Source organism: Sulfurospirillum sp. MES, assembly GCF_000789415.1.
In the GTDB taxonomy this organism is placed as follows: domain Bacteria; phylum Campylobacterota; class Campylobacteria; order Campylobacterales; family Sulfurospirillaceae; genus Sulfurospirillum; species Sulfurospirillum cavolei.
Window position 1 is genome coordinate 1 of sequence record NZ_JSEC01000010.1, and the last position, 17,356, is coordinate 17,356.

Sequence of the window (17,356 nt, forward strand, 5' to 3'; positions counted from 1 at the left end):
TACTCAACTTTCGCACATAGAAAATCGTAAATTTCCTATATAAAAAGTTTCCTCAGGGTTTATGAAACTTTACATTTTTTACTTTTTGAACACTTTGAGGAACAGAAAAAACTCATTTGGTGTTTTTTGTTCCAAAAGTAGGAGGTTTAGAAACTAACGGTTGACTTCTCTGATAGCTTGCTGTTCAGTGTAAAATTTTGTTAACATTCTGCCACTGAACAAGTTTGTCATTCCATTTTTCTAATAGTTCATCATGTTCATTAGTTTTTAATCAATTGTTCTAATATTTTTAGGAATATTTCGATTCATATTGCTAAGGTTTCAAGTTGACATTCTAAATCTCTAAAAAGATTACCAAGAGTTTGTGGTTCATTATTGATTCGGTTAATGTAGCTTGTTAGATTATAAGCAAGGAATGATAGAGTTATTCTAGCTATTAAAGCTTCATAAATTCGATTCTCCTATAAACTTACCTCTGTTTATCTCAACAGTATCATCGATTATAAGAACCTTTGTATCAGTAGGATTTTGCAAATGCACAAGTTTTAGATAAGAGTTTTACAGATGTTAAAAGTAATAATTTTCTCCAATTATAACGACCATTTTTCAAAAGTCTATAATAAACATCTTTTTTATAGCTATCGCTACTGTATTTCATAAAAGTTGATATCTTTTTATTAATAATGAACATAATTCATAGCTGTTTCGATAAAATTGTCAAGTCCCATCTTGTGCTTGCACTCTCTTTGAGAAAAAGCCTTCTATAATGGTGTTTTAGTCGATATTATTATAGCTAAAAGTGCCTATTTTATGGGATTTGAGGAAACTTTTATATAGGAAATTTACGATTTTCTATGTGCGAAAGTTGAGTTATATATTTTTAAAAATTCATCGTCAAAAAAGAATTACAATGATTCGTATTGAAAATCTTCCTTATTTCTCACATCTCAATCGCACTGAACTTGAAAAAATAAAAAAATATTGTACGCTGAAAAAATATACATCTGATGATATACTTTTTTATGAAGGCGAAAGGCCACAGTATCTTTACATTCTTCTAAAAGGTACGCTTAAAGTGTATCAAACAACCGCCAAAGCAAACCACATTTTCATTCTTTTTTTAACACAGCCTGGAGAAATCATTGGAGATTACGCTTTATATGCCAAGAGTCCTTATCCTAACACCGCTCAATTTGTCACTGAAGGAGAAGTGCTTAAAATAAATTTTTCCCCTATTCAAACAGAGATGCTCAACAATCCTATCTTAAACCTTTATATCATCAAATCTCTCACAAAAAAACAAAGAGTTTTTTTAAATGTCATTCATAATGAAATTAGTATCAATACAGAAGCGAAAGTTGCAAAATTTTTACTCGATCATGAACCTCTTGTTCAAACACTTAAACAAATCGAAATAGCTTCCATCCTCAATACAACACCCGAAACACTCTCACGCATGCTTTCAAAATTTAAATCTTTAGGATTTATACATATTGACACAAAGCACATCATCACTTTACAAAAAAAAGAAGCTCTTCAAACCTATTATCGTACCATTGTGCAAAATTGATTCATATCAAGTCAAGGACAAATGGCATAATGTATAATGCCTTAGAGTAAAAGATAGGAGAGCTTATAATGACATTATTGCGAACCGTTATTTTAATCTTTTTGACACTGCAAACGCTGTTTGGAAAAACACTTTCACTGCAAGAAGCGATTGATGCTACGCTTTTAACGCATCCCGATGCTAAACTCGCGCTGTATCAATTAAACATGGCATATGAAACGCTTGGCATCACAAAAGCGGCCACCTATCCTGAGCTTAGCGTGAATGCGGAATATTACCCCACCAAAACACTCGTTTTACAAAACAATGGCAATTTTGTAACACGGGATCATTTTTCAACGCATTTAGATGTGACGATGACCTATACGTTGTGGGATTTTGGTCGTACACAAAAACGCATAAATGCGGCACAACAAGATGCAGAGTCTGCTTTAGCACTGAATGAAAATGCCAAAGCATTGCTGGGTGAAAAAGTCTGGCAAGCGTACTATTCGTTGGCATACCTTCAACGCGTCAACACGGCCAATGCCCTCTCTCTTGCCTTTTACCAAGCACTCTACGATCAATCGCGTCAAATGAAAACTGTGGGACTCAAAACCGAAGCCGATAGCGAACGTTTTTATGCTTCGTTGCTGGACGCCAAAGATTTACTGGAAACCAGTCGCAATGAAGAGCGTAAATATACCCATTTACTGAGCATGCTCACTGGCTTTTTAGAACAGGACATTCGTATTGAAGATGATTTTACAGCACTTTCGCACACCACGTTACCCTCTTTCCCCGATACCAAGTGGCGACAGATGCTCAAAGAGTATAACGCTGAACTTGAAGCCTTAGGCGCTAAAATCAAGCAAAGTCAATCACTCTATGAATCATCCAAAGCAGAAAATTATGGCACCATTCTTTTCGCGGGTTCTTTGGGTAGTGATACCTCCATCTCCTCTTATTCAAGCAATCAAATTGGCATTAAAGCCTCCATTCCTCTTTTAACCGGCGGGAGGATTTCCCATCAAATCGAAAAAGATAGAGTCGGTATTTTAGTGGCAGAAGAAGCATTGCGAGCGCGTGAATTAACGCTTTGGCAAGAGTTGTATGAAGCCATTTTAGATACAAAACGATTAGATACAACCATTGAGGCTAAGCAAATGGCAGCACAGGCGCTTTCCAAAACCGTTGCCATTACCCAAGGGCGTTACAAAGAGGGGTTAGCCACGTACATTGAAGTGCTTGAAGCCCAACATGCTTACGACAATGCCACCATTGCTCAAAGTGCCGCTATGTTGCAAAAAATAGCCTCTTTAGCCCATATTAAAAGACTTATTCCCAAAGGAGCTTCCCTATGAACAGGGCGTCTGTTATGAAAAATACATTGATTTTAGTGGCGATTATGGCGATTGGAAGCTTTTTTTATTTTAAAGTGTATCTACCCAAAATTACATTTGCTTCGATCTCACCCATTGTTCAAGATGTGAATGAAACAGCGTTTGGGGTTGGAACGATAGAAGCGAAAGAGATGATTGTTTTAGCACCTAAAACAACAGCCAAAGTGCTCTCTCTTTTTGCCGATCAAGGCGAAATCGTTGTGAAAGGGAAGGCGCTTGCGGTGATGGATCCTTCGGATCTGCTCGCATCCAAAGAAGAAGCTTTGATGGCGATGAAAAAAAGCCAGATGTCACTGCTTTCCCAACAAAGTCTCCTTAAAGATTTGGAAGCCAAATATACGCTAGCGCATACAACACTGATTCGCTATCAACATCTCATTTCAGAAGGTTTCGTGGCACAAGCGGAGTTAGATACGGCGTTTTCAGCCGAACAAAGCGCCAAAGCTCAAATGGAAAATGCAACGTGGCAAGTGAGTCTTATGCAAGCAGATATCGCGCGCAATGAGGCTCTGGTAAAAAACAGCAACGCTAAAATTGAAGATCTTACGCTCAAAGCCCCTGAGACCATGGTCGTTCTTTCGCGTGATGCCGAAGTGGGAAGTACGGTTCTTTCGGGCTCACCCGTCTTTCGGCTGATCAATCCAAACTCCATTTGGGTCAAAATCTACATCAATGAACGACAAAGCGGAACGTTACATGTAGGCCAATCTGCTTCTATTACCCTACGTTCACACTCTTCAACGCCTTATCGTGGGCACATCGCGCGCATTGGGCTCGAGAGTGATCGCATCACAGAAGAGCGAGAGGTTGACATTGCGTTTGATCAGCCACAACACCCTCTTTACGTGGGAGAACGGGCGGAAGCGACGATTGAGCTGGCACAGCATACCCGTGTCTTAACCCTTCCGCTTTTAGCGCTTACAACACATCAAGGTGTCAAAGGTGTTTGGCTTGCCAACGAGGGACATGCACATTTTAAACCGCTAAGTTTTCAGACAATCAGTGCCAATGGTCTCATCATAGTCACCGAAGGCGTAACGGAGAAAGACACCATTCTTGTACCTGCGGGACGCGATATAACGGAAGGTATGCGGATTAAATTATGATTAGTTTAGCACAAAGAGACATCGCTCATTCTCTGGGTAAATTTCTCACAACATCTGCAGGCATTGGAATGCTTTTGGGCGTTGTTTTAATTATGATTGGGGTTTATCGAGGGTTGGTGGATGATGCCAATGTTTTACTCAAAGACACCCAAGCCCAATTATGGATTGCGCAACAAGACACATTAGGTCCTTTTGCTGAAAATTCGCGCTTGCATGAAGATGTCAAATACCAAATCAAAGCCTTTGAAGGCATCAAAGATGTCTCAGCCCTTACCTTTCAAAACCTTCAGCTTTACCGCAACAATCAGCCCATACGCGTTTTTGCGATGGGGTATGATATTCATTCTTTTTACACACCGCATCTTCTTGTAGAAGGCAGACCGATTCTTGCAAATCATTTTGAAATAATCGTTGATAAAAAAACGGGATTTAAATTGCATGATGAAATTGTCATTGGTAGAGATGTTTTTAATGTCGTCGGCATCACAAAAGATGCAGTCTCGTCTAGCGGCGATTTGATGGTCTATTTTTCACTGCCTGATGCACAAAAACTTCAATTTTTATCGAGCAATGAACAAATTCGCAATGATCGTGCCAGAGGTACTAAAGCAACCGACACAACAACCATCAACGCAGTCATTGCAACCGTGGAAGAAGGTGCGGATCTCAAAGCAATCGGGCAAGAAATCGAACGATGGAAACATGTCAAGGTCTTTACCCAAGAGGAACAATCCTCGCTCTTAACCAAAAATCTCATCGAACGTTCCGCCAAACAGATCGGCATGTTTACCGTGATTTTATTGCTCGTCGCTTCCGTGATTATCTCACTCATTATTTACACCATGACTATGGGCAAAATCAAGGAAATCGCCATTTTAAAACTCATCGGTGCTTCCAATGGAGAGATTGTCAAAATGATTGTGCAACAATCCGTTCTTTTAGGGATCTTATCGTTTATCGCCGGCATGATTTTCTCACACAATTTAATGGATTTATTTCCCAAACGAACTATTTTAATGAGTGCTGATGCGTTCAGCCTTTTGGTGATTGTCATCATCGTGAGTATCCTAGGTTCACTTTTTGGCGTGCGTTCAGCGCTCAAAATTGATCCTGCTAGCGCCATTGGAGGGTAATATGCCATCATCACATCCAAGTGTCATTAAAGTAGAACAGCTTTCAAAAACCTATGGAAAAGGCGAAAATGCTGTTATGGCCATTAAAGAATGCTCATTTGAAATTTTCAAGGGAGAAACCGTTGCGCTTTTAGGCCCCAGTGGGTCGGGTAAAACAACGCTCATCACCATGATAGGGTGCATCACGGAACCAACGCAGGGGAAATTATATCTGGATGGTGAACTCATATATGATCAACACTGGCGCATCAACGATACACGGAAATTGCGACGTCAAAAAATCGGCTTTATCTTCCAATCGCACAATCTCATCCCCTTTTTAAACGTCGAAGAAAACATAACACTTGTTCCGCTGATGAACAAGACGAATACCAAAGAAGCGACTCTTAAAGCGAAAGAGCTGTTGGAGTATTTGGGGGTGGGAAACAAACTCACCGCGATGCCCTCACAACTTTCAGGCGGACAAAGTCAACGCGTCGCCATCGCAAGATCTCTGGCCAATAATCCCAAAATCATTTTAGCCGATGAACCCACAGCCGCCTTGGATGCAGAACGAGCTCTTTCTGTGATGCATTTACTGAAAAAACTTGCCACCGAACAAGACGTTGCCATTTTAGTCGTCACGCATGATGAAAGGATGATTCCGTTATTTGATCGAATTATTCGGGTGAATGATGGATTTGTGACCGAAGAGCCCAAATCGTGATGTTAACGACGACAATTTAGAGAGCACGAGGACATAAAAAGAGGAGCGAACTATCTTTACATGTAAAAACTTTTCTGACACAAAACCTCATGCTCTCTCTTAATTTTTGAACTTGTTTTATCAAAATGCATTTGTTATAATAAAAATCTAAACTAAAGGAGAAAAAAGTATGCTTAAATTGTTGATGTCACTTTTATTGGGATTTTTCTGCAATGTGCTTGCATTAGATTCTGTGAGTTCAATGCCCACGGAGCAAAAAAATGTTATCGACTCCATCATTAAAGCGCTCAATCTACCGAGCAATGAAAGTACAAAAAAAATACTTTATGACAAGCTCAGTGACTTTTTTGTTCAAAATTGGTCTGCCCATTGGACAACAAACGCTACGGGAGAGACTTCGAAAATCAAAACTAGCGATACCCAAATTTAACGTCTTTTTCGGTGGGAGCCGCCGCCATGGCGTTACTCGCGCTTAACATCGCCAAACCCGCCGTACTCAAAGCTCCGAATTTTAAAGCGTCTCTTCGAGACATCGTCTCTTTACTACTCATTGTAATACTCCTTTTTGAAATAGTGTTTTTTTATTTCTAACTTAATTCTAATGATTAATCGTGAGATTTAATGTGAGATAGTTTCAAAAGAGTAGAATCAAAAAAAGAGTGTTACATGTCACACGAAATTATGAAAAGGAGCGCGAAAATATTGTTCTGCCAAAGGCTTAAACGAGCCGTTTGGCTTCATGGTGTATCATTAGTATTCATATTAATGTAAGGATTTAAGCCGATGCCGACGATTGAGGGAGATCGGGAGCAGTGTTACCGCTGTTACCGACCGAAAAGTTCGTGTATGTGTGCTTACGTTCGCGCGATTGAGACGCAAACCAAGTTCATCGTTTTAATGCATCCCAAAGAATTTAAAAAGACCAAAAACGGGACTGGACGACTCACGCATCTCTCTTTGCCCAATTCTGAACTTTTTATGGGTATTGATTTTAGCGACAATGCTCGCATTAATGAGATTATCGCGACGCATGAGAGTTTTATTCTTTACCCCTCCAAGCACGCGATCAACCTCAGCCGTCAAAATCCGCTCGCTACAAAATCTTTACATGTAAAGAAACCCATGGCGATTTTTCTCATCGATTCGACATGGGCGTGTTCGCTCAAAATGATGCGTGAGAGCCAAAATTTACATGGACTTTCGCACATCAGTTTTGATGCCACGAAGCGTTCGGAATTTAAGATCAAAGAGCAACCCTCGCCCTATTGCCTCTCGACGATCGAGTCCGCGTTAAGGGTTTTGGAGCTTCTGACGCAATGGCAAATCGAAACGATCGCGCCCGCACAACTTGAAACATTTCTAACGCCTTTTCACGCAATGGTCGAGTATCAACTAAAGCGTATTGCGCACCTTCGTACCTGAAAAACGTAGCGTAAGGGCGTTTGGTTTAACGGTAGGCAAATTTGGCTTGGCTTGGCATCACGAAGAAAAAACCGACCGAAGCGATAATGAGGAGATTGACCAAGGTCGAAAAATCGAGCGTCAGCATAAAAACGACGAGCCCTACAATCGCGACGGCGTCAAAAATCGCCAAGTGTATGAACATCTGCGTCGTATAGACTTTTCTAAAAAACGCCGATGCCGCTTCTTCACTCTCAAACGTTTGTGTTTTCATGGAAGCAACCAACGCTTTATAAACACGATTGAAGTGTAGCATGCCGATTGCCAAAACCGTCACGGAAAGAGCATAAATCACCGTAAGCCACGTCAATCCTAAAAAGACGGGCGTGTGCAAAACTTCGGGCGTATAACGCGGTTTGTAGGCGGTGTACGCCATCAGAAAATAGCAAATCGCCCCGTACACGAAAAGGGCATTTAACATCGTAAACCAAAGGATTTTTAAGGTATTGAACGCTTTTGCGTCTTCGGAAGAGGAACTTTGCATACTCGCCCTTTATGTTGATGAAATAATAAAAACTTTCTTATAGCCGATACTCCGTATTTTCATACGCACGCATCTCATTGAAACAAACCCTCATTAGAGTTCTTGCAGAACTCTTGGCACGTCTTTAAAGCAAAGCTCTAAAGAGTGCGTTTTCTTCTTGCAAAATGCGTTTTGCAAGAAGTTTATTGTCAATTCGACACACACTTTCACCTTACTTCGCTCTTAACCAAACGCCAACCACACGCCCACGCCGAGCATCAACGTCCCTGCAACGCGGTTCATCAGCCTGACGTTGTTGCTCTTTTGTAAAAACTTCCGCATCGTAGAACCGCCGCTTGCGTAGATAATCAAGCAGATAAATTCCAAGACCAAGATAATCGCCAAAAGCACCGATACTTGCGGTATCAGCGGTTTGGTTTGGTTGATAAACGGCGGTAAAAGCGCGATGAAAAACGCCCAGCCTTTGGGGTTGGCGATGGCGGTGATAAAGCCTTGCGCCGCAAGCGAAAAAGCGGAAATGCTTGGTGTACAGTGCATTTCCGTGAGCGCCATCTTGCCGCGGTTTAGCCAGAGTTGCACACCCAAATACCCAAGGTAAAGCCCGCCTGCGTACTTAAAAATCGTAAAAATATCAGGATGGTTGATCATGATCGCCGCAACGCCGATAACCGAAGAGAGTGCAACAATCGCCACACCGATGAGCTCACCCGCCATCATGTAAAACGTGCGTTTCAGACCGATGCTCATACCAAGGCTCATCGCAAGCGTCATGCACATCCCGGGCGTTACGGAGACAAAAAAGAAGGTAGGAAGAAAAAGCGCCATAATCGAAAAATCAACTGCGAAAATCACGTAAAATCCTTTAATCAAAAGGGCATTATACCCCAGATCGACACGAAAAAACGTTTAAAAAACGTACCGACATGTTAGGTTTGAGTTTTGCTACAATACGCAAAAACAAAAGGCAATCCTATGCGACTTTTAGGCAATATCATCTGGTTTTTATTCGGCGGCGTTTTTATGGGACTGGCATGGTGTTTTTTCGGACTTTTCGCACTCGTGAGCATCGTGGGTATACCGTGGGCGAAAGCCTGCTTCGTCATCGCTCAGTTTACCTTTTTCCCTTTCGGCAAAGAGGCGATCAGCCGTAAAACGCTCCATCAAAAAGAGGATATCGGCACCGGAACATGGGGGCTTATCGGCAATATACTTTGGTTCATTTTTGCGGGTTTTTGGCTGGCTATCGGTCACATCATGTCCGCGTTTGCGTGTGCGATTACAATCATCGGCATTCCTTTTGCTATCCAGCATGTAAAGCTTGCGATCATCTCGTTAGCACCCATCGGTATGAGTGTCATCGATACAGAAACGGCGGAAATCCTTCGTCAAAGAGACGTCAATGAAAGGCAAAACCGCTAAAAGAAACCTTTAAAAAAACGATTACGCACAAAGTTTAGTTGCGCCATGACCTAGCGGGAGTACAATGTTTGTATTCTATTTTACGAAGAAGGATTGAACATGTACACCATTTTAGTCGCAAGTTTAAATGAAAATATGAACTTAGCACGCAAAATCCGACAAACGCTAGAAGCGATGCACCTCAAAAGCGAAATCATTAACGTGGTCGATTTGAACGTTACGATGTACGACACCGACAAAGAAGCCGCTCATGGGATTCCAAGTGCCGTCCTTACTCTATCCGAAACGATGAAAAAAGCGACCGGCTACATTATCGTCGCACCCGAATACAACTACTCCATCCCGCCCGTTTTAACCAACATCATCGCATGGCTCTCTCGAAGCGGCGAGAGTTTTCGCGAACTCTTTGCGCTCAAATACGTTCAACTCGCCACGCATTCGGGAAGCGGCGGTAACGACGTGTGCAACGCGATGCGCACGCAATTTTCCAAACTCGGTGCCATCGTAGCCCCCAGAGAAATCATCGCCACCTACGACACCCCGATCGAAGAGGAAAGCTTGGGAAGAATTTTAAGCCAATTTGTGGGGATTTCACAGAGGTAATAGAATGTTATTACGAGTTTGCATCGACAAAGATCAAAAACTCTTGAGGCGACATCACTTTGATGGCTGAGTTTTTAAAGCCTGTTGTGTCGCGTGTGACGATGACGTCTATCTTGGTATGTTTTGCACTGGTGTAAATCACGCTGTCTTCAAAGTCACTCCCAACACTTCGCACACTATCGACCAAAACGGGCTTGGTAAGGAGGGTTGTCTCAAACAGAGCCAACAGATTTTCCATCGTTTGATTGCATTGTTTTTTATCGAGATGTTTACCTAAAAGATAGTAAAGCGTGGTAAGTGTCGTGGGGCATAAAAAGCCTTCCACGTGTTTTGATTCTACGTTTAAAAAGATCGCTTGCGCCAACTCACTAAAAGGCTCACGGTCTAAAAGTAGGTCTAAAACAACGTTTGTATCGAGTAAAACTCTCATAAGTATTTCTTCTCTAAGTGCGCCAAATACTCATCTTCCCCAGCTCCTTTTAAAATACCCCGAAGTTGTGAAGTTTTAGAAGATGGCGCAGTTTTTTCCTCTTTTTTCAAGATAGACTCAAAAAACTGCGTGACCATTTTGGAAACGGATGTGTTGTGCTTTTTTGCATAGAGTTTCATACTTTCGATCAACTGCACATCGGTGTAAAGCGTTATTTTCGAACTCATTTTCCGCTCCTGTTAGTCGTATATATTTTTGATTATTATACGGTATTTTTTGTTTTGTGTCAAAAGGGGAAGAGATTATCTGAGAACGGTTTAATAAAAAGTTAAAAATTTAGCTCGCCTAGAATTAGGAGTTAGGACTAGCTTAAAACTTTTCTCCCTTTATTTATTGCAGTTTTTTATAGCATTTTGAATCAACATGGCACTATTATCACCAGATTTAAAATATTCTTCTTGTGCAATATTTTTGATAACAGTTTGAGCACAGCAATCTATATTTTTTCTCTCTTGATCTGTTGTAGCGGTTAAAGCACATCGTAAGCTGATACTCAGTTTTGTATTTTCGTCCCAAGTGCTTGATTTATCAACTAAAACTAATTTCTTTGCTAAAAAGAGGATACACAATGCAATCAATGCCACAAAAATTAATATCTTTTTCCAATTCATTTTATATATTTTCCTAATTTTTTGACAACAATATTACTGTGTTTTTTAATATAAAGCAAATTTTACTTTATATTGAATATAAAATAAAGAGCTAAACTTTTAACTTTTTGCCTTCCAACTCACCACTGAATTTTAGGCTCAACATGCCTTTGAGCGCAGTCCATCAAAAATGAATTAATCAGCGTTTGATACGGCATCCCTACTTTGGTAGCTAACGCTTTAAAATAATCAATGGTTTCAATGTCAACATTGAGTGAAATCTGTTTTTTAACCTTTTTGGCATAAGGATTTTTAACAGATTGGCTAAAATCGTACTCTTTTTTCATGGTAAAAACTCCTTATATTGTTTTGTTTCATTTTTGGTTGATTTTCGTGCCGAGATGATTCGGATGACACCTTCATTATCACGGTAACAATGAACAACCGTCAAAATTTTGAGGGTGTAACTCATACCCAACAAGATAAATCGCTCCTCATTTTCGGAATGGTCAGGATCAAGTATCAACCTTGCGTTTTCATCGTCAAAAATAGTTTTGGCTTCTTCAAATGAGATGCCATGTTTTTTGAAGTTTGATGCTGCTTTAGTCTGATCCCATTCAAATGTGAGCGTTTTCATGTAGATATTGTAATGATATTATCATGATATGTCAAGAAGAAAATACGTTTACATGTAAGGAAAAATCCTTACATGTAAACTCTCTTACTCCTCAATTTTCTGCATCTTATAGTACAAAACAGGAATGACTAAAAGCGTCAAAATCGCTGAACTCACCACACCGCCGATCATCGGAGCGGCGATGCGTTGCATGACTTCGCTTCCGACACCATCTAACCACATAATCGGTAAAAGTCCACCAAGGATGGCGAAAACGGTCATCAGTTTGGGGCGCACCCTTAAGACAGCGCCTTCAAAGATGGCTTCTTGAATATTTTTTGCCGTTCTTTCTTTTACATGTAAAATGGCTTCTTCAAGATAGATGATCATCACAATCGCCGTCTCCACCGCGATGCCGATGAGCGCTAAAAAGCCTACAATGACGGCAATGGAAAGATTGAAATTCAAGTAGTCCACATACAAAAAACCACCCACCGCGGCAAGCGGTAAGGTCAAAAAAACCAAAAGTGCATTTTTAAATGAGCCAAGTCCTAAGTAGATGAGCATAAACGTGATGAGCAGTGTCAAAGGCAGAATGAACTGCAAGCGCTCCATGGCACTTTCCAAGTATTCGCTCTCCCCTGCCCAGCCGATGTAAAAACCTGTTGGAAGCTCCACGCTCTCTTTCAGAATTTTGCTCGCCTCTTCTTTATAGGTTTTGGACGAAAAACCCTCTTTGAGCGTGATGTAGATGTAGTTAACTTTTTTGCCCATTTCGGACTTGAGTTCACTCGCACCCACGTCGTAACCCAGTTCCACAAAGTGCCCAAGGCGTTGAAAACCGTACGCCGTTTTGATGGTCAGCTCGCTGATGGCATTAAGGTCTTTACGACTCTGCTCTTCCAGCCTGAGCGTGATCGCATAACGCTCGATGCCTTGGTAAAACGTGCTCACTTTTGAACCACCGATGGCGTTATCGACAAAATTTAGGATTTCCTCTTTCGTAAGCCCATACGCGGCAATATTTTCAGGTTTCAGCGTTAAATTCAAGTAGTAACCGCTATTGGCTTTGTCCGCAAAAACACTTTTCGTCCCCGCATAGTTTGCCAACACACTGGCGATCTTGTTCGCATTTTCTTCCAACGCTTGGTCATTGTCGCCGTAAAGTTTGATGCCAAGCGGTGTGCGTATGCCTGTGATAAGCATGTCGATGCGCCCACGGATCGGGTACGTCCATGAGTTGGTCAACCCTCGCAGTTGTAACGCCTCATTCATCTCATCTCGAAGCTTTTCGTACGTCATACCCGCCCTCCACTGCTCTTTGGGTTTAAGCTGTATGATCGTCTCGATCATTGAAAGTGGAGCGGGGTCTGTCGCACTCTCGGCGCGCCCTGATTTGGCAAAGGTACTCTCCACCTCTGGAAAACTTTTGATGATCGCATTGCTTTGCTGCGCGTACTCTTTGGCAAGCTCAACACTGATGCCAAAAGGAGTGACCGGCATGTACATAAAGGTCTGCTCATTGAGTGGAGGCATAAATTCCCAACGCTGTTTCGTAAACGTGTGATACCCTAGCACCAAAAAGCCAACAAATGCCGCAATCGCCACATACCAAAAGCGCATATGCAGTTTTAAAAGCGGTGCGTACAGCCAGATAAACAGACGGTTGAGCGGATTTTTATGCTCTTCAAGGATTTTTCCCTTAACAAAAAAGAGCATCAAAAGTGGAACCAAGGTGATGGAAAGCACCGCGCCGATGAGCATCGCAAAGGTTTTCGTATACGCCAATGGTTTAAAAAGTGCTCCTTCTTGACCACTGAGCGCAAAGATGGGCAAGAAACTGACCACGATGAGCAAAAGCGCAAAAAAGATCGGACGACCGACTTGCTTCGACGAAGTGATAATGAGCGCCTTACGCTCCGCCTCATCTTTGACTTCGCCATGTGAGAGTTTTTTATGCACATTTTCGATCATCACGATGCACGCATCGACCATCGCGCCAATGGCAATGGCAATGCCGCCTAAGCTCATGATGTTTGACTCCAACCCAAAGAGTTTCATACACAAAAAGGTCAAAGCGATGGTAAGAGGTAGAACGATGATGACAACCAAAGCGCTTCTAAAGTGAAGCAAGAAAAGCATCACCACCGCCAAAACGACGATGCTTTCTTCCAAAAGGGCACGTTTGAGGTTATTGATCGCTTTGGTGATAAGATCGCTTCGATCGTACGTCGTGACCACTTCCACATCGTTTACATGTAAAGATTCTAGCTTCTCTTTGACCGCTTGAATGACTTTGTACGCGTTCTCTTTGTAACGCACGACGACGACACCGCCGACCACTTCACCCTCGCCGTTGAGTTCTGCCATGCCGCTTCGATACGTTGGAACCACACGCACATCGGCGATGTCGGAAAGTTTGAGTGGAATGCCATTCACCGTTTTGATGGTAATGCCCGCTATCTCGTCCAATGAGCGCGCAAATCCCCTTGCTTGAACGATCTGCTCGAAGCCATTTTCAAGCACCACGCGCCCACCCAAATCGTTGTTGTTTTTAGACAGTGCGTTCATCAGATCGTCGATGCTCAGGTCGTACTTGTAAAGCGCTTCTTGACGCAAGGTGACTTCATAGTCTTTCACAAAACCACCCACGCTCGCCACTTCGCTCACGCCTTCAACACCTAAAAGTGCGTAGCGGTAAAGATAGTCTTGAATGCTTCGAAGATCATCTAGGCTTCTATTTTTAGACGTAAGCGCATACTCGTAAGCCCAACCAATGCCCGTCGCATCAGGTCCTAGCTTGATAGTCGCGTTTTTAGGGGCATTTTTGGAGACATTTTGGATGACTTCATTGACTCTATCGCGCGCCCAGTACAGGTCTGTTCCCTCTTCAAAGATGATGTAAACGATGGCATTTTCATACGAGGTAAAGGCGCGCACCGTTTTAGTTTTGGCAGTCGCCAAAAGGGCGTTGGTCAGCTCATAAATAATCTGATCTTCGATAATTTTGGGTGACTGCCCCAAATACTTGACGTTGACGATGACCTGCGGTGGCGTGAGGTCTGGCAGAGCATCGAGTGGGGTTTGTTTGATCGCCCAAAACGACACAAATGCGGCGATCAGCAAAGCGATCAGTAAAAGCGCTTTATTTTTGACGCTTTTTTCAATGATAGACTCTATCATTGCATTGCTCCACCGTTGTTTTGCGCGTCGGCATCAAACATGAAAAGCGCGTTGGCAACCACCACATCGCCCTCTTTAAGCCCAGAGAGAATCTCAAAAGTGTCGTTGTTAAGACGTTTGGCTTCGATCTCTCTAGGCTCATACTCGCCTTCAAATTCGCCTTTGACAAACACACTCGTCTTGGCACCCTTAGTCATCACCGCACTTTTTGGAAGGGCTAGGTACTCACGCTTGGCGGTTCCAAAACGTGCCTTAGCAAACGCGTTTTCGTAGATTTCAAGCTCTTTGTTTTCGATCACCAAACGCACATCCACGCTTTTGGTTTGCGGATCAACCTTAGGGTAGATAAAATCGATTTTGGCTTTGTAAGGTTTGGAACTCATATCAAAAAAGATGTCCGCATTTTGCGCACTTTTGACGAATTCTAAGTCTTTTTCATAGACTTTGACGATGAGCCATAAGTTCGTATAGTCGCTGATCTCGTAGAGTTTAGCGCCTTTGGGAACGAACGCGCCTTGATTGACCGCTTTTTGCGTTACGATGCCGTTGTAAGGCGAGAAAATCGTGATGGACTCAGGCACACTTTTCTCCGCGCTAATCTTCGCAATCGTTTTTTCATCAACCCCTAAGAGTTTGAGCTTCTGCGTGATGCTTTGCACCATGCTCTCGCTTTTGATGCGTCCAGCGTTTACAAGCTCCAACTCCGCAGTGTAAATCTCCTGCGAATAGAGCTTTGCAAGCGGTTCGCCTTTTTTTACATGTAAAAAGTTTTTATTCACATAAAGTTGCTCAATAAACGCGTCATAACGAAGCGCGATCTCTTTCACACTCTCTTCATTGGCTTTGGTGTAGCCGTAAAACTCTTTTGCGGAGCCTTCAAGGACTTTTTTCACTTCGACAGTTTTGACATTGAAAGCCTGCTTGGCGCTTAGTGGCGCGCTTAAACACAAAAGTGCGGTTAAAAAAAAGGTGGTCAATTTCATAGCGGCTCTCCTAAAAGCGTGTAGATTTTGATGATAGACTCATTATACGCAAAACGGTAAGCGTTGATCTGCTTTTGCGCTTCAAGCATCTGGGTGAGGACATTTAAAAGGCTCAAAAGTGCGTCGTTTTGAGACAGTGCGGTACTTTGAAGCACTTCGTACATCTTTTCATTTTCGTGCAACACCTCTTTCGCAAGGGAGAGTTTGTCGTACTGAAGCTCTTTGTTTAGAAGCTCGTCTTTTAGCTCAAATAGCAGCTGTTTGTGTGTGTTAAGCACACTTTGCTCCGAAGCGAAATGCGTGAGCGTGGCTTTTTGAATGGAAGCGTTTTCTTTGCCGTAAATCGGAAGCGGTACGGAGACACCTAAAAAGGCGTAGTCGTCTCTGCCTTGTCTTCGATTGTACCCTAGCGTTACCGTGACATCGGGTGTTTTGTTCGCTTTTTCATAACGCAGATTGAGCAGTTCTTTGGCACTTTGCAAAGTCTGTATCTGAATTTTTGGCGTCTTTTCTAAGAGTTTCTCTTCATCACTGAGCGTGTAAGGCAACAAGCCCTCATGTCCGCTCATTTCAGGGACTGGTGCTACGATGATGCTCTCTAACTTTCGCTCTATGGACGCTTTGTCACGAAGCAATGTCTTTTTCTCGATGGCAAGATTTTTTTGCAAAATCGTATTGTTCAGCGTATCGACATAGTGCGCGGCAGTGGTGTTATACGAGAGGTGAGCGTTTTTGAGGTCTTCTAAGATTTTCTCATACTTAGCGACTAATGCTAAGTCTTGGTTGATACGAATGTAGTTTTGCTCCAACACACCGATCTCTTGTTGCATTTCCAGTTTTTTGGCTCTTAGTTCCAACTTTTTGATCGCCACATCTTGCATGGCAATCGACGCTTTGATGTCCAGCTTTCCACCCGTTGGGATTGTTTGGGAAAGAGAAATCGCCTCATTTTGCATCTCTTTATTTCGGGTGAGAGGCTCATTTAAAAAGATGTCGTTTACCCCAAGAGAGAGCATAGGGTTTTCCCAAATCTTGCTTATATCAACCTCTTTTTCAAGCGCACTTACCTCAGCTTCGAGTGCCTTTAGCTCATAGTTATGCTCATACGCTAATGAGGTCAATTCGCTTTGCGCCAAAGCGTAGCCCGCGAGGGCTACGAGCATTAAAACGATGCGTTTCATTAGAGGTTCACGCTTGATTTTAAGCGTTGTTTTTTGCCATCATTTGTTTCGATGACAATGCTGATTTGCCATGTACCGTTCATTGAAAACACCACATGCGCCATATACGCACCATTGACGAACATCGCTTCAGAGCTTTGCTCCATCGCTGGCATCCCTGGCATCGCCGGCATCGAAGCGGTGACGCTCACTTTTGCATCTTTGATCTCTTTGCCGTTCTCTTTGACTTTGATGTTGATCATATTCATGCCTTGCGTTAGAGGCTTTTCACTGCTGTACTCCACCTCTAAACTGCCAGCCATTCCTTTTTTAGACAAAGCATCTGCCGCAAAAGCCGCACTAAGGCTCAACGCCACCGCTAAAAACACACCTAAAATCTTCTTCATCACGCACTCCTTGTAAAGTTATAAGGGAAGTATAGAGGGCGTGTGTGGAATATTTGTGGAATG

At 42.4% G+C, this 17,356-nt stretch carries 21 protein-coding genes; 9 read left to right on the forward strand and 12 right to left on the reverse strand.

Annotated features, from left to right (window positions below; all coding sequences use genetic code 11):
- Positions 1–910 precede the first annotated feature (910 nt).
- From OA34_RS10835 to OA34_RS10860, 6 genes are all read left to right on the forward strand, one after another.
- Positions 911–1,570, forward strand: coding sequence for a Crp/Fnr family transcriptional regulator (locus OA34_RS10835; RefSeq protein ID WP_039675254.1), 660 nt, complete (start codon positions 911–913; stop codon positions 1,568–1,570).
- Between the two features lie 68 nt (positions 1,571–1,638).
- Positions 1,639–2,913: a TolC family protein gene (locus OA34_RS10840; RefSeq protein WP_025346112.1), complete on the forward strand. Its 1,275-nt coding sequence runs from the start codon at positions 1,639–1,641 to the stop codon at positions 2,911–2,913.
- Between the two features lie 14 nt (positions 2,914–2,927).
- The gene (locus OA34_RS10845) at positions 2,928–4,058 is read left to right on the forward strand and encodes an efflux RND transporter periplasmic adaptor subunit (protein ID WP_286682996.1); all 1,131 of its coding nucleotides are present in this window, start codon (positions 2,928–2,930) and stop codon (positions 4,056–4,058) included.
- Entirely contained in the window at positions 4,055–5,191 is a 1,137-nt protein-coding gene (locus OA34_RS10850) for an ABC transporter permease (RefSeq protein ID WP_039675259.1), read from the forward strand. Before OA34_RS10845 ends, OA34_RS10850 begins: the two co-directional genes overlap by 4 nt.
- Position 5,192: 1 nt before the next feature.
- Complete coding sequence (locus tag OA34_RS10855; protein ID WP_039675261.1) at positions 5,193–5,897, forward strand: ABC transporter ATP-binding protein; 705 nt, start codon at positions 5,193–5,195, stop codon at positions 5,895–5,897.
- A gap of 169 nt (positions 5,898–6,066) precedes the next feature.
- Positions 6,067–6,327 (forward strand): hypothetical protein, encoded by a 261-nt coding sequence (locus OA34_RS10860; protein WP_039675263.1) that lies wholly within the window; start codon positions 6,067–6,069, stop codon positions 6,325–6,327.
- Here OA34_RS10860 and OA34_RS13775 read toward each other — a convergent pair.
- Entirely contained in the window at positions 6,308–6,448 is a 141-nt protein-coding gene (locus OA34_RS13775) for a twin-arginine translocation signal domain-containing protein (protein WP_231563891.1), read from the reverse strand. The two genes, OA34_RS10860 and OA34_RS13775, sit on opposite strands and share 20 nt — an antisense overlap.
- Positions 6,449–6,680: 232 nt before the next feature.
- Here OA34_RS13775 and OA34_RS10865 point away from each other — a divergent pair, with 232 nt between their 5' ends.
- On the forward strand, positions 6,681–7,319 hold the full coding sequence (locus OA34_RS10865; RefSeq protein ID WP_286682997.1) for a tRNA-uridine aminocarboxypropyltransferase: 639 nt from the start codon (positions 6,681–6,683) through the stop codon (positions 7,317–7,319).
- A gap of 25 nt (positions 7,320–7,344) precedes the next feature.
- On the opposite strand, the gene OA34_RS10870 is transcribed toward OA34_RS10865, so the two are convergent.
- Both OA34_RS10870 and OA34_RS10875 read right to left on the reverse strand, forming a co-directional pair.
- Positions 7,345–7,842 (reverse strand): hypothetical protein, encoded by a 498-nt coding sequence (locus OA34_RS10870; RefSeq protein ID WP_039675265.1) that lies wholly within the window; start codon positions 7,840–7,842, stop codon positions 7,345–7,347.
- 222 nt (positions 7,843–8,064) lie between these two features.
- The gene (locus OA34_RS10875) at positions 8,065–8,694 is read right to left on the reverse strand and encodes a LysE family translocator (protein WP_286682998.1); all 630 of its coding nucleotides are present in this window, start codon (positions 8,692–8,694) and stop codon (positions 8,065–8,067) included.
- A 120-nt stretch (positions 8,695–8,814) separates the two neighbouring features.
- Between OA34_RS10875 and OA34_RS10880 the strand changes: the two genes are divergently transcribed.
- Both OA34_RS10880 and OA34_RS10885 read left to right on the forward strand, forming a co-directional pair.
- Positions 8,815–9,261 carry a YccF domain-containing protein gene (locus OA34_RS10880; protein ID WP_039675267.1) on the forward strand — a complete coding sequence of 149 codons (447 nt, stop codon included), beginning with the start codon at positions 8,815–8,817 and terminating at the stop codon, positions 9,259–9,261.
- A 99-nt stretch (positions 9,262–9,360) separates the two neighbouring features.
- Complete coding sequence (locus OA34_RS10885) at positions 9,361–9,864, forward strand: NADPH-dependent FMN reductase (protein ID WP_039675268.1); 504 nt, start codon at positions 9,361–9,363, stop codon at positions 9,862–9,864.
- A gap of 10 nt (positions 9,865–9,874) precedes the next feature.
- On the opposite strand, the gene OA34_RS10890 is transcribed toward OA34_RS10885, so the two are convergent.
- The 9 genes from OA34_RS10890 to OA34_RS10930 all read right to left on the reverse strand — a co-directional run bounded on the left by OA34_RS10890 (position 9,875) and on the right by OA34_RS10930 (position 17,293).
- Complete coding sequence (locus OA34_RS10890) at positions 9,875–10,294, reverse strand: PIN domain-containing protein (protein WP_039675270.1); 420 nt, start codon at positions 10,292–10,294, stop codon at positions 9,875–9,877.
- Positions 10,291–10,521 carry a DUF6364 family protein gene (locus OA34_RS10895; RefSeq protein ID WP_039675272.1) on the reverse strand — a complete coding sequence of 77 codons (231 nt, stop codon included), beginning with the start codon at positions 10,519–10,521 and terminating at the stop codon, positions 10,291–10,293. Before OA34_RS10895 ends, OA34_RS10890 begins: the two co-directional genes overlap by 4 nt.
- A gap of 159 nt (positions 10,522–10,680) precedes the next feature.
- Entirely contained in the window at positions 10,681–10,965 is a 285-nt protein-coding gene (locus tag OA34_RS10900) for a hypothetical protein (RefSeq protein WP_039675274.1), read from the reverse strand.
- 119 nt (positions 10,966–11,084) lie between these two features.
- On the reverse strand, positions 11,085–11,291 hold the full coding sequence (locus OA34_RS10905; RefSeq protein WP_039675276.1) for a BrnA antitoxin family protein: 207 nt from the start codon (positions 11,289–11,291) through the stop codon (positions 11,085–11,087).
- Positions 11,288–11,581: a BrnT family toxin gene (locus OA34_RS10910; protein WP_039675277.1), complete on the reverse strand. Its 294-nt coding sequence runs from the start codon at positions 11,579–11,581 to the stop codon at positions 11,288–11,290. The genes OA34_RS10905 and OA34_RS10910 overlap by 4 nt, the downstream gene beginning before the upstream one ends.
- Positions 11,582–11,665: 84 nt before the next feature.
- Positions 11,666–14,743, reverse strand: coding sequence for an efflux RND transporter permease subunit (locus OA34_RS10915; protein ID WP_039675279.1), 3,078 nt, complete (start codon positions 14,741–14,743; stop codon positions 11,666–11,668).
- The gene (locus OA34_RS10920; RefSeq protein ID WP_039675281.1) at positions 14,740–15,726 is read right to left on the reverse strand and encodes an efflux RND transporter periplasmic adaptor subunit; all 987 of its coding nucleotides are present in this window, start codon (positions 15,724–15,726) and stop codon (positions 14,740–14,742) included. Before OA34_RS10920 ends, OA34_RS10915 begins: the two co-directional genes overlap by 4 nt.
- Positions 15,723–16,907, reverse strand: a complete 1,185-nt coding sequence (locus OA34_RS10925; protein ID WP_039675283.1) for a TolC family protein — start codon at positions 16,905–16,907, stop codon at positions 15,723–15,725. Before OA34_RS10925 ends, OA34_RS10920 begins: the two co-directional genes overlap by 4 nt.
- A complete protein-coding gene (locus OA34_RS10930; protein WP_039675285.1) occupies positions 16,907–17,293 on the reverse strand; it encodes a FixH family protein in 387 nt (128 codons plus the stop codon). The genes OA34_RS10925 and OA34_RS10930 overlap by 1 nt, the downstream gene beginning before the upstream one ends.
- Positions 17,294–17,356 lie beyond the last annotated feature (63 nt).

What these genes read in the sequence shown, in the direction of transcription:
- OA34_RS10835 (WP_039675254.1), top strand. Translation starts at nt 911, where the DNA reads ATGATTCGTATTGAAAATCTTCCTTATTTCTCACATCTCAATCGCACT.
- OA34_RS10840 (WP_025346112.1), top strand. Translation starts at nt 1,639, where the DNA reads ATGACATTATTGCGAACCGTTATTTTAATCTTTTTGACACTGCAAACG.
- OA34_RS10845 (WP_286682996.1), top strand. Translation starts at nt 2,928, where the DNA reads ATGAAAAATACATTGATTTTAGTGGCGATTATGGCGATTGGAAGCTTT.
- OA34_RS10850 (WP_039675259.1), top strand. Translation starts at nt 4,055, where the DNA reads ATGATTAGTTTAGCACAAAGAGACATCGCTCATTCTCTGGGTAAATTT.
- OA34_RS10855 (WP_039675261.1), top strand. Translation starts at nt 5,193, where the DNA reads ATGCCATCATCACATCCAAGTGTCATTAAAGTAGAACAGCTTTCAAAA.
- OA34_RS10860 (WP_039675263.1), top strand. Translation starts at nt 6,067, where the DNA reads ATGCTTAAATTGTTGATGTCACTTTTATTGGGATTTTTCTGCAATGTG.
- OA34_RS13775 (WP_231563891.1), bottom strand. Translation starts at nt 6,448, where the DNA reads ATGAGTAGTAAAGAGACGATGTCTCGAAGAGACGCTTTAAAATTCGGA.
- OA34_RS10865 (WP_286682997.1), top strand. Translation starts at nt 6,681, where the DNA reads ATGCCGACGATTGAGGGAGATCGGGAGCAGTGTTACCGCTGTTACCGA.
- OA34_RS10870 (WP_039675265.1), bottom strand. Translation starts at nt 7,842, where the DNA reads ATGCAAAGTTCCTCTTCCGAAGACGCAAAAGCGTTCAATACCTTAAAA.
- OA34_RS10880 (WP_039675267.1), top strand. Translation starts at nt 8,815, where the DNA reads ATGCGACTTTTAGGCAATATCATCTGGTTTTTATTCGGCGGCGTTTTT.
- OA34_RS10885 (WP_039675268.1), top strand. Translation starts at nt 9,361, where the DNA reads ATGTACACCATTTTAGTCGCAAGTTTAAATGAAAATATGAACTTAGCA.
- OA34_RS10890 (WP_039675270.1), bottom strand. Translation starts at nt 10,294, where the DNA reads ATGAGAGTTTTACTCGATACAAACGTTGTTTTAGACCTACTTTTAGAC.
- OA34_RS10895 (WP_039675272.1), bottom strand. Translation starts at nt 10,521, where the DNA reads ATGAGTTCGAAAATAACGCTTTACACCGATGTGCAGTTGATCGAAAGT.
- OA34_RS10900 (WP_039675274.1), bottom strand. Translation starts at nt 10,965, where the DNA reads ATGAATTGGAAAAAGATATTAATTTTTGTGGCATTGATTGCATTGTGT.
- OA34_RS10905 (WP_039675276.1), bottom strand. Translation starts at nt 11,291, where the DNA reads ATGAAAAAAGAGTACGATTTTAGCCAATCTGTTAAAAATCCTTATGCC.
- OA34_RS10910 (WP_039675277.1), bottom strand. Translation starts at nt 11,581, where the DNA reads ATGAAAACGCTCACATTTGAATGGGATCAGACTAAAGCAGCATCAAAC.
- OA34_RS10915 (WP_039675279.1), bottom strand. Translation starts at nt 14,743, where the DNA reads ATGATAGAGTCTATCATTGAAAAAAGCGTCAAAAATAAAGCGCTTTTA.
- OA34_RS10920 (WP_039675281.1), bottom strand. Translation starts at nt 15,726, where the DNA reads ATGAAATTGACCACCTTTTTTTTAACCGCACTTTTGTGTTTAAGCGCG.
- OA34_RS10925 (WP_039675283.1), bottom strand. Translation starts at nt 16,907, where the DNA reads ATGAAACGCATCGTTTTAATGCTCGTAGCCCTCGCGGGCTACGCTTTG.
- OA34_RS10930 (WP_039675285.1), bottom strand. Translation starts at nt 17,293, where the DNA reads ATGAAGAAGATTTTAGGTGTGTTTTTAGCGGTGGCGTTGAGCCTTAGT.